14 protein-coding genes, 2 tRNA genes and 1 pseudogene are annotated in these 11,977 nt (G+C 43.9%); 6 read left to right on the forward strand and 11 right to left on the reverse strand.

Annotation, left to right across the window (positions count from 1 at the left end; genetic code table 11):
• Positions 1 to 8: 8 nt before the first annotated feature.
• Entirely contained in the window at positions 9 to 953 is a 945-nt protein-coding gene (locus F0228_RS11940; RefSeq protein WP_171730750.1) for an ADP-ribosylglycohydrolase family protein, read from the forward strand.
• A gap of 199 nt (positions 954 to 1,152) precedes the next feature.
• On the opposite strand, the gene F0228_RS11945 is transcribed toward F0228_RS11940, so the two are convergent.
• On the reverse strand, positions 1,153 to 3,159 hold the full coding sequence (locus F0228_RS11945) for a TonB-dependent siderophore receptor (protein WP_171730751.1): 2,007 nt from the start codon (positions 3,157 to 3,159) through the stop codon (positions 1,153 to 1,155).
• Positions 3,160 to 3,179: 20 nt separating this feature from the next.
• Here F0228_RS11945 and F0228_RS11950 point away from each other — a divergent pair, with 20 nt between their 5' ends.
• A complete protein-coding gene (locus F0228_RS11950; protein ID WP_171730752.1) occupies positions 3,180 to 4,406 on the forward strand; it encodes an AraC family transcriptional regulator in 1,227 nt (408 codons plus the stop codon).
• 17 nt (positions 4,407 to 4,423) lie between these two features.
• Here F0228_RS11950 and F0228_RS11955 read toward each other — a convergent pair whose 3' ends face one another.
• Positions 4,424 to 5,314, reverse strand: a complete 891-nt coding sequence (locus F0228_RS11955; protein ID WP_171730753.1) for a LysR family transcriptional regulator — start codon at positions 5,312 to 5,314, stop codon at positions 4,424 to 4,426.
• Positions 5,315 to 5,415: 101 nt separating this feature from the next.
• On the opposite strand from F0228_RS11955, the gene F0228_RS11960 reads away from it, so the two are divergent.
• Positions 5,416 to 6,027, forward strand: a complete 612-nt coding sequence (locus tag F0228_RS11960; RefSeq protein WP_105058294.1) for a LysE family translocator — start codon at positions 5,416 to 5,418, stop codon at positions 6,025 to 6,027.
• 52 nt (positions 6,028 to 6,079) lie between these two features.
• On the opposite strand, the pseudogene F0228_RS25990 reads toward F0228_RS11960, so the two are convergent.
• The 8 genes and pseudogenes from F0228_RS25990 to F0228_RS11985 all read right to left on the reverse strand — a co-directional run.
• A pseudogene (locus F0228_RS25990) lies at positions 6,080 to 6,208 on the reverse strand (Tat pathway signal protein); the annotation flags it as partial.
• Positions 6,204 to 6,473: a DUF1800 family protein gene (locus tag F0228_RS25820; protein ID WP_253820296.1), complete on the reverse strand. Its 270-nt coding sequence runs from the start codon at positions 6,471 to 6,473 to the stop codon at positions 6,204 to 6,206. The gene F0228_RS25820 and the pseudogene F0228_RS25990, both read right to left, overlap by 5 nt.
• Positions 6,443 to 6,727 carry a DUF1800 family protein gene (locus tag F0228_RS25825; protein ID WP_345775981.1) on the reverse strand — a complete coding sequence of 95 codons (285 nt, stop codon included), beginning with the start codon at positions 6,725 to 6,727 and terminating at the stop codon, positions 6,443 to 6,445. The genes F0228_RS25820 and F0228_RS25825 overlap by 31 nt, the downstream gene beginning before the upstream one ends.
• A 6-nt stretch (positions 6,728 to 6,733) precedes the next feature.
• Positions 6,734 to 7,234, reverse strand: a complete 501-nt coding sequence (locus F0228_RS25830; RefSeq protein WP_253820297.1) for a DUF1800 family protein — start codon at positions 7,232 to 7,234, stop codon at positions 6,734 to 6,736.
• A 140-nt stretch (positions 7,235 to 7,374) separates the two neighbouring features.
• Positions 7,375 to 7,806, reverse strand: coding sequence for a GNAT family N-acetyltransferase (locus F0228_RS11970; RefSeq protein WP_171730754.1), 432 nt, complete (start codon positions 7,804 to 7,806; stop codon positions 7,375 to 7,377).
• A gap of 42 nt (positions 7,807 to 7,848) precedes the next feature.
• Positions 7,849 to 8,343 (reverse strand): GNAT family N-acetyltransferase, encoded by a 495-nt coding sequence (locus F0228_RS11975; protein ID WP_171730755.1) that lies wholly within the window; start codon positions 8,341 to 8,343, stop codon positions 7,849 to 7,851.
• An 18-nt stretch (positions 8,344 to 8,361) separates the two neighbouring features.
• Entirely contained in the window at positions 8,362 to 8,700 is a 339-nt protein-coding gene (locus F0228_RS11980) for a zinc ribbon domain-containing protein YjdM (protein WP_008216181.1), read from the reverse strand.
• 178 nt (positions 8,701 to 8,878) lie between these two features.
• On the reverse strand, positions 8,879 to 10,042 hold the full coding sequence (locus F0228_RS11985; RefSeq protein ID WP_105058298.1) for a threonine/serine exporter family protein: 1,164 nt from the start codon (positions 10,040 to 10,042) through the stop codon (positions 8,879 to 8,881).
• 523 nt (positions 10,043 to 10,565) lie between these two features.
• Here F0228_RS11985 and F0228_RS11990 point away from each other — a divergent pair.
• From F0228_RS11990 to F0228_RS12000, 3 genes are all read left to right on the forward strand, one after another.
• Positions 10,566 to 10,640: transfer RNA gene (locus F0228_RS11990), tRNA-Gly, on the forward strand.
• A 39-nt stretch (positions 10,641 to 10,679) separates the two neighbouring features.
• Positions 10,680 to 10,754: transfer RNA gene (locus F0228_RS11995), tRNA-Gly, on the forward strand.
• A gap of 218 nt (positions 10,755 to 10,972) precedes the next feature.
• A complete protein-coding gene (locus tag F0228_RS12000) occupies positions 10,973 to 11,230 on the forward strand; it encodes a hypothetical protein (RefSeq protein ID WP_102422966.1) in 258 nt (85 codons plus the stop codon).
• 110 nt (positions 11,231 to 11,340) lie between these two features.
• Here the strand turns inward: F0228_RS12000 and F0228_RS12005 are convergent, their stop codons facing one another.
• On the reverse strand, positions 11,341 to 11,928 hold the full coding sequence (locus F0228_RS12005) for a cupredoxin family protein (RefSeq protein ID WP_105058299.1): 588 nt from the start codon (positions 11,926 to 11,928) through the stop codon (positions 11,341 to 11,343).
• Positions 11,929 to 11,977: the final 49 nt, after the last annotated feature.

Raw genomic sequence — 11,977 nt, forward strand, 5'->3', positions numbered from 1 at the left:
AAACCAACATGGATAATCATAAAGAAAGAGCATTTTATGCCGTTGTCGGCGCATTAGTTGGGGACGCTGCCTCTATGGGGCTGCATTGGTTATATGATCAAGAGAGGATCATACAGGTAGCGGGTTTCGAGCCTGAGTTTCGTTCGCCAAACGAATCCGATTATCAAGATAAAGGTTATTTTGCTCACCAAGGAAAATCCGCAGGCGACCAATCGCAATACGGTGCTCAACTATTAGCAATGGTCGATAGCCTAGTCGACAATCAACACTACGATGAAGCAAGTTACATCAAACATTTCCGCTTCTGGTTTGATTTCGGCGGCAGTTGGCAAGGTTACATAGATAAAGCGACGCGCATGAGCTTGCTGAACATCCATCAATTAGAATTAGCAAACGCCCCTATTACTTCGTGTGGCGCTGACGACACGCAATTGCCTGCAATTTCAAAAATCATCCCTTTAGTGGCTTGTACCTATACGTCTCACACCTTACCAGCAATGGTTGAAAGCGCGGTTCGAGTCACTAATAACAACGATAAAGCAGTAGAATGGGCACAAGCCATCACCCTACTGATTCAAGCTGCGATACAAGGTAATTCGCCATTACAATCCGTAGAAATGGTAAGACAGACCTGCAGCAGGTTTATACACGATCAAATCGATGAAGCCCTCGCAGAGCCTGAGCTTTCAATAACTGACGCGGCAAAGAAATTTGGATTGCATTGTGAATTGAGTGCCGCATTCCCCTTGCTGATTCGCATCATTGCTGGCGCTCAGAGCTTTAAGCAAGGTATTCGAGATAACATTTTATGTGGCGGTGACAGCTGTGGGCGGGCAATAGTGATTGGCGCAGTATTAGCGGCTTGTTTCTACGAAGAAGACGGTGCGATTCCAAAAGAATGGCTTAAGCAAGTCGAGCTAAATGGTGGTGTGTTATCCCTGCCCATTGAGTAGTGTTTTGGAGCCTGAGTAACCGTTCTGGCAATCAAAAACTAAAGCGCCTCTCGATTCCTTGCTCGAGAGGCGCTTTAGTTTTCACTATTCACTTCAACGAATGGCTTAAACGGATAGCTTCAGCTTCAGATTATAAACTTCGCGGCTCCCTACGACCGCTGGTTTGTCACTCTGACTGAACCTATTTCGTTCCTCATTCCTAGAACTGATACGCGGCAGAAAGCTTGTAGTTACGACCAGGTTCATAGTCATCGAGGGTAAAGCCCCTCGCCGTACCTGAACGAGATGCGTGTGAGGTATATTGCTCGTCAAACACGTTGTCGATACCAAAGGTGACAGACAATCCGTCCACGGTAGATGGCACCCATTGTGCGTAAAGGTTATGCACGTCGTAACCTTCTTTGATTGGCTGACCATCAAATACGTTGTCTTCATCCTTAACAAACATCGAATTCCAACCAAAAATCGTTTCCAACGCTTCAGATTGATAGTCCAGTGTTAAAGTGATGCTATCGCCCATATCAATACTACGACCATTTCCACCTGCGACAGCGCCGCCTGTGTCTTTGTTTTTAGTATCTGAACGTGCATAAGAAAGTTTACTGTTAAACATCTCGTAGCCGTAAGACAAGCTTGCTTCAAAGCCTTTGATCTCCACGTCGCCTAAGTTGTAAATCAAGTAACTTTGGCTAGCACGCTGGTACTCTTCGGCAATGTAATCATCAATATTGGTTTGGAATACAGTTAGGTTCGCGCCAACAAAGTGATCATCAATACGCTTGTCGAAACGCACGCCACCTTGTGTGTTCTGCCCTGTTTCAGCTTTGATATCATCCGCTAAGTACGCAGCATCTTGATACGCAATAAAGGTCTCCATCAACTCTGGGCCTTTAAATAACGAACGTGTGCTCGCAAACAGCGTCCAATCTTGTGTAACGTCCCATTGCGTCGCTAGAGACCAAGTTACGTCATCGAAATCGTCATTTCCTGTCTCTGCTTTACGCTGATAATCATCAAAGCGAATACCCGCTGTGATCGAGAAGGCTTGAGTAAAGTAGAACTGGTCTTCAACAAAAAGCGCGGTAGAAATGGCCGACTCATCCATAAACTTACTGCTGCCGTAATAACTGCTTGATGACTTGTCCATGTAATCAAAACCGTAGGTCGCAACATTATCAAACGACATCAAGCGATAGTCCGATTGGAACTTAGCATTCAAGCCAAAGTTTTGGTTCTTCGCCGTGTTGTTAGACAAGCGATTCGACGGCCAGCGTGGTGCCATGACACTTTCATCGCGCTTAATTTCAGTTTGAGTGTTGTAAAGCGTCACGTCCCCTTGGTGAGTATCGCCACGAAGCTCATAGCTTGCAGTGACGGTGTCACGGTCGTAATCGGTTGGGATCAGAATATCGTTAGACAGGCCTTCATTCGCGCCACCCGACATATCCGGGCGCGGACTGTAATCGCCGCTATCGCGGTAGAGATCATAAGCGAGTTCAAAACGGTGCAAGTCGCTCGGTTCAAAACCAATCTTACCTAGAATATTGTATACATCCCCTTCTGAACCAAAGGTTTCATTGCCATCGCCATCCTTAAAATCGTCACGGCTCATGTAGTGGCTGTAGAGCATGGCATCAACGTTATCCGATAGTAAGCCATACACAGTTAAAGAGCCTTGCTGACTTGCGTTAGTGGCATAGCCTCCATAAACACGAGCTCCGAATCTCTCGTCGTAACGAAGCAGGTCTTTTGCATCTTTAGTTTCAAACAACACAGAACCACCGAGTCCATTTTGCGTGACTGAGTTGTTACCTACTTGAATATCGGCCGATTTCAAAATATCTGGGTTAAGCGTGAGGTTGCCAATGTGGTGAAACATGTTGGCGTGCTGAGATGCTCCATCAAGTCGAATATCGAGATCCGTTTCGCTCAAGCCACGAATCGTGATTCTTTGATTCACCGAGTGCGTTCCCCCAACATCAACTCCCGGAATCTCACGCAGTAGATCCGACATATGGTCAGCTTGTTTGAGTGACATATCATCGGCAATGATCGATTCTGTGTTACTAGATACCTTCGTTCCCCACACCACCACTTCGTCAAAGTGCGATGTGTTCTCTTCTGCTATCACAGGGCTACTAACCGCACTGGCTATTGCAATACAGAGGGCTGAAAGCTTGATTGTTGAGCTGACTGGGCTTTCCATAAATTCAATCCTAGATGTAAATGATAATAATTCGCAAACATGATAGAGTTGTAATTTATAAATGCACAGATGATTTGCTTATGCGAAAACGCACAGCTGTTATGAGGAAAGGTCAAATGGGTGAAGTAGCGTCAGAGCAAACTAAACTTGCCGAAACGGCTATGACTGGAAGAGTCGAGTTAAACAAGAAAGCTGTGTCAGCGAATAAACCAGTGTTAACGAAAAAAGTCGCTCTAACCAAAAAGCTAGAACAGACTGAAAAGCAGATCATTGTGACACAAGGTCAAACCAAGCAGACCTCGCTCGCTGAAGGTAAATTCCTTTCTTATCAATACAATGACCAAATTTTCGTGCATGGCGGCCGCTGTATTGAATTGGTCGACAGCAACATCGTCTCAACAGCCCACTCAGCGATCTTGATTACCATTATTCTCGAAGGAAAACTCACCTTTGGCTACGATGATCTTGAGTTCGATCTCGATGCCAGCAATGGACCACAAGGCGTGGTGGTAAACTTAGCTAAACCTGCCAACTTTAGGCGCTCGTTAATTCAAGATAACAAGATGAACAAGATCAACATCTTGGTTAAGCCACAATGGGTAAAACCACGTTTAAGTGACCACTGTTCAAGCAAATCATTCTTAGATTCACACAAGGCGTTTTACGATGTGCAGTTCAACGCTGACATCATTCAACTCGCCAATACACTCACTAGCCAAGCTACACCGACCAACTTTCAAGCCAAGCTTGTCGTAGAGACGTTAACCCAGCAGTTGCTTGCTCAAACCTTGTCTCAGATGCCGATTCAATGCTGCCAAGAGTGCACTTCTGAGGACATTAACGCGAGTCCAAATGGCACGGATATGAACGTTGGTTTGGACCAAAACGATAACCAAGTGTCGGCTGAAAAAGGGTTCGATGCCAAGATTGAAGACATCATCAGCTACATTGAAATCAACCTAGATAAGCCACTCAGCCTTGAAAGCATCGCAGGTCAATTCTCGATGAGTATCTCCAACTTACAACGTCGATTTAAGCAGTCTTACAACCTGACGATCAACGGCTATATCCGACACCGACGCTTAGATATCGCGCGACAACACTTAGAACGAGGCTTGGTATCAGTAACCGAAGCCGCCTATGAAGCGGGTTATCAGCACCCTTCAAACTTCACCAATGCTTTCAAGAAAGCGTTCGGTGTTCCGCCTCATGCGCTTGCGAAACACTCTGCATCAAGGGGGAATTAGCTTCTGACGTAAAGAATCTATTTGTTTTTAATAACTGGAACACACTGCGATAACTCGCTCTTCAACCAAGCTACGAATGAATTGCCTGACTCATCCTGATTGCTATCTTGCGTGAGCAATATGTACTGGTGACCAGAAGGTACGAAGCCAAACGGCGCGATCAAGTTACCTCTTTCAAGATCGTCGGCGACAAGTGGATAAGACCCAAGCGCTATGCCTAACCCATCGACAGCCGCCTGAAAGCAAAAGTAGAAGTGTGCAAATGTTTGGTTCGCTCGAGCATTAGACCACTCTCCACCATTAACTTTATCTTTAGTGATAGCACCCCAATGACTCCAAGCATCTGGCCGTGTACTGCTATGCAGTAATTTCACATCATCTAAGTTATCTTTTACCTGATGCCAATAACCCGGGGAACACACAGGGCCTACCCACTCTTCAACTAGCGGTATCTGTTCGTAACGCTCGGTTAATTTAAAGTCATCTCGGCGAATCGCCATATCGAGTCCTGTCGCATTCAAGTTCACAGGCCCACCAGCAGTCGACAAACGAACATCAATACCTGACTCAGCGTAAAAGTCGCCTAAACGAGGCATCAACCAACGCATGGTTAATGTTGGTTCACACGACACCTCGAGCGCATGGTTTTTCAGTTGGTTAAGCTTTGTTACGCCTGTATCCAAAGCCTGAAACGCTTGCTCTGTGTAGCCCTTGAGTAACTCACCCTCTTTGGTCAAACATACATTACGCCCCTGCTTATAAAACAGAGTATGAGCCAGGTGATTTTCCAGAACCTTGATCTGTTTGCTCACCGCACCATGGGTAATATTGAGCTTTTCTGCCGCTTCGCTGTAACTCATCGAATGCGCGGCGACATGAAAAACATGAAATGCTTTAAGATGCCTCATGTGTGATTATTTCTCACAGGTTAATGGAATTCATTTCGATTATAGGTAGCAAATAAAAACCATACAATGGCCGCTCATCAAATAAGAGAATTGGAGTATTTATGGAATGGTTGAGCTTAGCGGTGTTAGGGCTATTAATTGTTATAAGTCCTGGTGCTGATTTCGTTTTGGTTTTGAAGAACAGCGTCAACCAAGGAAGACAAGCCGGTATTTGGACAGCATTAGGGGTTAGCCTAGCAATTTGCGTTCACATTAGCTATTCGATGCTAGGTATTAGTTACTTAATCTCACAGAATGAACAGATTTTCGACATCATTCGATACGCAGGTGCCGCTTACCTTGTTTACTTAGGGATTAAAGGAATTATAAGCGCAGACAACAAACTTGCCCCTATGGAAGGAACGACGCAGAGCATCAGTGTTTGGCGTTATTTAGCCCAAGGCTTTTTGTGTAACGTACTCAACCCTAAAACCATGTTGTTCTTCTTGAGCATCTTCAGTCAGGTCATTTCACCTGACGCTGAAAACCAACATATCGCACTCGGTTACGGGCTTTACATGATTGTCCTTCACGGCTTGTGGTTTGGAATTGTTGCAGTGTTATTTACTTCAAATACGCTCCAAAAACACTTGTTGAAAGCCAAGAAAAGGCTCAATCAAGCGTGTGGATTTGGCCTTTTAACATTCGGGGCATTATTGGCGGCTAAGTCTTAAACCACATGCAAAACTGTGCCCCTAAGACCACAATCTAAAATTCAAAGCCACTTCATATCATTTGAAGTGGCTTTACCATTTCACTATCAGGGAAGATGGTGTTTAACTGCTTCGTATTTATAGATAGGTGCTCGCCAAGCACACCTTTAATTACGCCTCGCATGTCAGTCGTTGGTTTAAGAAATATCGGCACTACGAAGGACGGCAAATAGCCACTCTTTCGGAGGTCTAAATCGATTAGGATTAGGCTCACTCGCCTGCTCGCTGCTCAGTAACAAGCGGTAAACAGGCAGCAAGTCACCATTACCTTTTAAGTATGCAGCAACCATCTGTTTTGAGAGAGCTTTAGGTGTGTCACCAATAAAATGCAGGCAAAGCTTATCAACCAAATGTTTGGCTGTGTCTTGGTGGGTAGCTAGGGCTTGTAAACACGACTCCCCTTGCAAGACACCTGACTGGGAGTAGGATTTTCCAAGTAAGGTATGCGGCCTGGCTCATGCAGGTTATTGGCGAATCGAAAACCAGCATTTGGGGATTGGAATTTAATACCCCACCCCGAAATCGCTTTTGCCAAGGCAATCACATCCTGTTGGGTATAGGAGCCATCAACACCAAGAGTATGAAGCTCTAGAATTTCACGAGCGAGGTTTTCATTGAGCCCCTTATCAAGGCGCTTACCAACTTTTGAGTTAGGTCCAATGGAGAGTTAATTATCAAGATACAAAAGCATGGCTGGATGCTTTGAAGATGCCATCAACATGTCGCCAAAGTTGCCATTCCAATGCTTGCGAACCATATCGTTTTCAATGCTTGCGGCTAAGGGCATCAATTTTCGATTATCGACCGAAATGGCAAAGTGATTGCTCCAAAACTGAATGATGCGTTCTTGGAAACCATATGGCGTTTCAACGCTTTGCAGGTGGCGAGCTTGAGATTGTTGTCGATAATGAGTTCGAAGAAACGACTGTGCCTCTTTCTTCATTGCTTGCATCTTTTGCTCATCACCCTTGGCTTTCTTTCGCTGTTCACGATTTTCACCAATAGTTATGAGAATAGATTCGGTTGTGGGTAGAGCTTGAATAGACTGATGAATAAATGGCTTTTTATCCAACTGTTCTAAAGGTGAATAATAGGCTGTTTGACCTAATCTGGGCCCAAAACCAAACCTTTGCTCACCCACTATTTTTGAAGTTGGGTAATAATTCATTGCACACTCCCTTACGCTCGATCTGTTCTAAGTGTAATCGCTTAGTCATCAAGCATAGGGAGCTTTACAAGGTTTTACGTTAGATGGGTGTCAGGTGCCTATCAAGTTACAGACACAGTGTGATCATTTTGAATGGATGTCTATTTACGCCACATATATACAAACTGGTCGTTTTGCGTGGTGACTTCAAAACCAAATCGGAGATACAGCTCTCCAACTCGATTACCTTGCAGGTAACATAACTCAACTGGCTTACTGAGCTTATCTGCGTGAGCTAAGCAATCGGTTAGGACTTGGCTTCCAATCCCCTTACCATGATATTCAGGCAGCAAGAAAAACCGGCAAAAGTAGAAGTGATCACCTTTGTCTTGCAACAACACACTGCCAATCGCTTTGCCCTGATATTCAATGATTTCAGGTCTTTCTTCTTCCCACTCTTCGGCGTGTATGTCTCGTTGAACTTGCTCATCCCAGCCAAAAACAGCCTTGATTGGCTCAAATTCAGCCGCCTTTTTTAGCTCGAACAGGAATTCATAATCTGATGACTGAGCAGGCCTTGTTGAATGCTTCAAAATATCTCCATAAGTAACTAGGGCTTCTTACTTCAATAAGGTTCATTTAGGGTCTAATTGATATCGCAATACTTCGTGTCTGTCGTGCTCTGAATAAAATGTACTCAAGAACCGACCACCGCACTTCTCAATCACTTTCTTCGAAGCGATATTGCCACTTTCACAAGTAATGATAGCGCTTTCTGTTAACGCGTGATGTTGTATCCAAGACAACATATAGCTAGCAACACCTCGCCCTCTAGCTTGAGGTAAAGTTTCATAGCCGATGTGTCCGATGACATCATGGATGTACTCAGTCGTTCCATGACGAACTCGAATCACACCAAGGATCTCGCCACAATCGATACAGAAATAGGTAGAAGCTGGAGTCCAACCTTCTGGCAAACCTACACCTCTAGAATAAGCAATACGTCTTTTTAAATAAGCGTCACTGCTATCAGAAATACCAGTGTAGATATCAAGCCCATCTTCAGCACATTCATTCACATAATGATGAAAGGCTGTTGAATGCGATAAATCAGCTTTGACTATATCCATATCGTTTTGAGATCCCGATTACTGCTTTTTAACGTATTTCGCAGTCACCAACATTTCACCGCCACCATCAAGCTTACAATCTAGCTGGTGATCTTTTCCTTCATTGATGCGTCGAATCACAGCTTTGGTACCAATTTTTAGTACGCTAGAGCTGCCTTTTACTTTTAAATCTTTGATGAAGGTGACTTTGTCGCCAGTCTCTAGCACAACGCCATTAACGTCTTTCACTCGCGCAGCTTCTCTTTCCAAACGTTCTTCTTCTGGATTCCACTCATAAGCGCACTCAGGGCAGATTAAGTTGTTTTGGTCCGGGTAAACATATTCAGACTGACATTGCGGGCAAGGAGGTAAAGACATACGTTACTACTTCATTTAAATGGAATTTGTGTCATCTTAATGACTCTTGCCATGGTTAGCGAGCACAAATCGAATCAATTGCATCAAGATGAGTTGGTGATAAGAAAGAGCGGCTTCAAAACGAACAAACACAGCAGTGAGCTGTGTTTGTTTAGAAGGTTCCGATAAGTAAAACGGCTTAACGTTCAACTTTAGGCGAGTAAATGGAATACGCCGTAATTTGACCAGCGACGATCGCCGAGAACATAAACAGTGCCGATAAACCGATACTTGGGATCGGTAAGATAGACTGCTCAAATACCGATTGACTGGCACTTACTAGAACACGGCTACCCGGAACTAAGATAATGATTCCTTGAACAATATAGATAGAACCCGTTAGATCCATCTTCTTCGCAATCCAAGTTCCATAGAGCGTGATCAATACAGTCGTTACCCAAGTGCCAACTACCCAGCCACTATCAAAACCTAGATAGAATGGGCCCCACATACCTAGAACCGCAACTGGCAAGCCTAATAGAATATCGGTTGGGCGCGCATTAAACATCACACCGATAGAGACAGAAATCAGCACCAATCCGGAAATATGCATCCAAGTCGGCACGGCATTGGTGTAATCAATGGATACCGCTTGCCCCCATACTGCTTCACCAATGTTCAGCCCCATGATGATGCCAACGAACAGCTTTATCAGTGTTAAGGCACTCTGCCCTAGCAAGCTGGTACCAGAGACTAAATCGTTAAAGGCCAAACACTCTAGTGCGTTGGCTATGGATAACCCGGGGACAAACAAAACGATCGAGGCAATACACAGCGCCCAGACAGGGATCGGTAGCCCTGTGCTTGCCAAAAATGCCACAGCAATACCGGTTAATAGTGCAGAGATGAATTCAACTGCAATCGCGCGGCGTGAATGGAGAACTTGCTGACATACCCAAACCATCAAGCCAAGTAACGCAGAAAAGCCTACCGCTTCCAAAGTACTGCCGACCAACATCAGATAGGCAGGTGGGATCCCCATATTCGCCAGTGCAGTAATCCATTTAGAATAACCAACCGGCTCTGGGACCGGTTCACTGCTTGGTTGATTGATACGAATAATGGTATTTGCCAACAAACTCAGGTTGATTGAAGCTGGCTTTAGACGTTTGAGAATAACGGCATTGTTATCGTCTGGAAATTGATAATTAATCGCGGTCGGTGTTGCCTGAATCATGACGTCTACACCATGCTTTTTCGCATAATATTGTGTGTATTTTTCAAGCTTATAAGGAGCACAACCACTGCGGTGAAGTGTATCGCCAATTTCAACAATTTTGTTAATTCGGTACTGAGAAGGCATGGGTATTTTAGGGGAAACAAAATGTGCGGCAAATGTACCAGACGATAGACGGAATGACGAGGTTTTTGCGTAATTTATCAACTAGATTCGTCACTTTTTTCTCCGAACACTCAAAAGTACGAATGACTCTACTCATTTAGGATTAAACCTATGAATAATAAGAATTGTTCACAAGTTAAATATATGCATCCATATTGTTATAAACAGACCGTTAAGTCTGCTCAAAAAAACCGCTTGTGTTAACGAGATTATTCATAAAATTCAGGTCAAATACAGAACAAAGACCAAACAATGCGGCGGTTTATAAAGCAAGGTTAAAATTCATCCAAAGCTAGCGGTAGTCATAACATTTAAGCACAGAGCGCTTAACGAGAGTTTAGTCACACTTTATGCAACCACAAAACACCAGACGTGATTGAAAAACTAGCGGAGTGGTGGTTATGCGAGCACTTAGAATAAAAATGGAAGAAAAAGGTTTCGTTTTCAGTTAGATGTGGCATTATCAAACTCGTTAAGACGATGTGCGTGCATCGTATAATGGCTATTACCTCAGCCTTCCAAGCTGATGATGCGGGTTCGATTCCCGCTGCACGCTCCAAATCTTCTTAATGCTTCAGTCTTACTCTTAAGACAGTGTGCGTGCATCGTATAATGGCTATTACCTCAGCCTTCCAAGCTGATGATGCGGGTTCGATTCCCGCTGCACGCTCCAACTCAAGTTCATCGTTTATCCCCTTAGATCAAACTCAATCTTCAAAGATAATTTTCATACTTTGAAGTAGTACGCTAACTACTTAAATTATCTTTAGTTTCCCCTTTACTACTCTTACTGTCTCTCAGAATTGTTCTAGTTTTATAATCTCGGTCAATGTTCAAATCCTTCGTTGTGTTAATGTGCGCTCAACTGGAAACAACCATAAAATAATAAAAATGTTTAAAAGCAATGAGTTAACTATCAATATTGAGACAATCAATATCGCCCTGTCCAAAGTCGAAAACGCGAACAAAATTCAACTTAATACGTTGAAAGGTTATGTGAGCAGTGAGCCTGAGCAAGCTATTCTTGCGTTTCGTTCTTTGAGTGAAGTGGAGTCTATCGACGACAAGCTGAAAAGAATCATGTCAGAGCTCCCTCATCTAAGTGGCGAGGCGCAACACCTACTGGAAACATCGATTCTTTTACAGTGATGAGCAAGAAAGATAAGTCTTAGCTAACGAATGAGTATGAGTTAAGACTTATCTTTGATTTCTTAGCCCTGATTGAATTTCTAATTAAACAAAGAGCTAATGATTAACGTCTAAAGCGTTACACTTTTCACCATACCCGCTTCTGCATGCCCTGGAATATTACAGGCAAATTCTACGTGATTGTCTCCATGGAAATGCCAAAGCATCTGCTTCGCTTTGCCCGGTTTTACTGTCACTGTACTGCCAGAATCATGAGCATGATTACCCATATTTTTCATCATTTCACGATGCTCTAACTGCTCCTCGGAAGAACCAATCGAAAATTCGTGATCGACCTTTCCTGTGTTCATCACAACGAACTGCACCACGTCGTTCGGCTCAATGTTCACTTTGTTCTTAAAGGTGATTTTCATATCGTCACTCAGTAGCACATGAACCACTTTATCCGGCTTTGCGCCCGTCGCAGGCATGCCTACTTCAGACATACCGTCCATGTTCATCATGATTGAATGATCCATCTTTCCACCTTTCATCATGCTGTGATTCATCTTCGAGTGGTCCATGTCTCCGCTGTTCATCATTGAGTGATCCATACCTGAATGGTCCATATTTGAATGGTCACCAGCTGAATGATCCATTGCAGCAAACGCTGTTGAAGCGGTGATTGTTAGGGCGATAGTAATTAGTGTCTTTTTCATGGTCTTTCCTTAAATTGATTCTATTTTTTGTTGGTTTCACATGTTTATG

It is taken from the genome of Vibrio sp. 99K-1, from assembly GCF_013114585.1.
Lineage (GTDB): Bacteria > Pseudomonadota > Gammaproteobacteria > Enterobacterales > Vibrionaceae > Vibrio > Vibrio chagasii_B.

Coding starts and splice junctions, on each gene's coding strand:
- F0228_RS11955 (WP_171730753.1), bottom strand. CDS start 5,314: ATGAGGCATCTTAAAGCATTTCATGTTTTTCATGTCGCCGCGCATTCG.
- F0228_RS11980 (WP_008216181.1), bottom strand. CDS start 8,700: ATGTCTTTACCTCCTTGCCCGCAATGTCAGTCTGAATATGTTTACCCG.
- F0228_RS11945 (WP_171730751.1), bottom strand. CDS start 3,159: ATGGAAAGCCCAGTCAGCTCAACAATCAAGCTTTCAGCCCTCTGTATT.
- F0228_RS12005 (WP_105058299.1), bottom strand. CDS start 11,928: ATGAAAAAGACACTAATTACTATCGCCCTAACAATCACCGCTTCAACA.
- F0228_RS11950 (WP_171730752.1), top strand. CDS start 3,180: ATGATAATAATTCGCAAACATGATAGAGTTGTAATTTATAAATGCACA.
- F0228_RS11960 (WP_105058294.1), top strand. CDS start 5,416: ATGGAATGGTTGAGCTTAGCGGTGTTAGGGCTATTAATTGTTATAAGT.
- F0228_RS12000 (WP_102422966.1), top strand. CDS start 10,973: ATGTTTAAAAGCAATGAGTTAACTATCAATATTGAGACAATCAATATC.
- F0228_RS11975 (WP_171730755.1), bottom strand. CDS start 8,343: ATGGATATAGTCAAAGCTGATTTATCGCATTCAACAGCCTTTCATCAT.
- F0228_RS11985 (WP_105058298.1), bottom strand. CDS start 10,042: ATGCCTTCTCAGTACCGAATTAACAAAATTGTTGAAATTGGCGATACA.
- F0228_RS25830 (WP_253820297.1), bottom strand. CDS start 7,234: ATGAATTATTACCCAACTTCAAAAATAGTGGGTGAGCAAAGGTTTGGT.
- F0228_RS11940 (WP_171730750.1), top strand. CDS start 9: ATGGATAATCATAAAGAAAGAGCATTTTATGCCGTTGTCGGCGCATTA.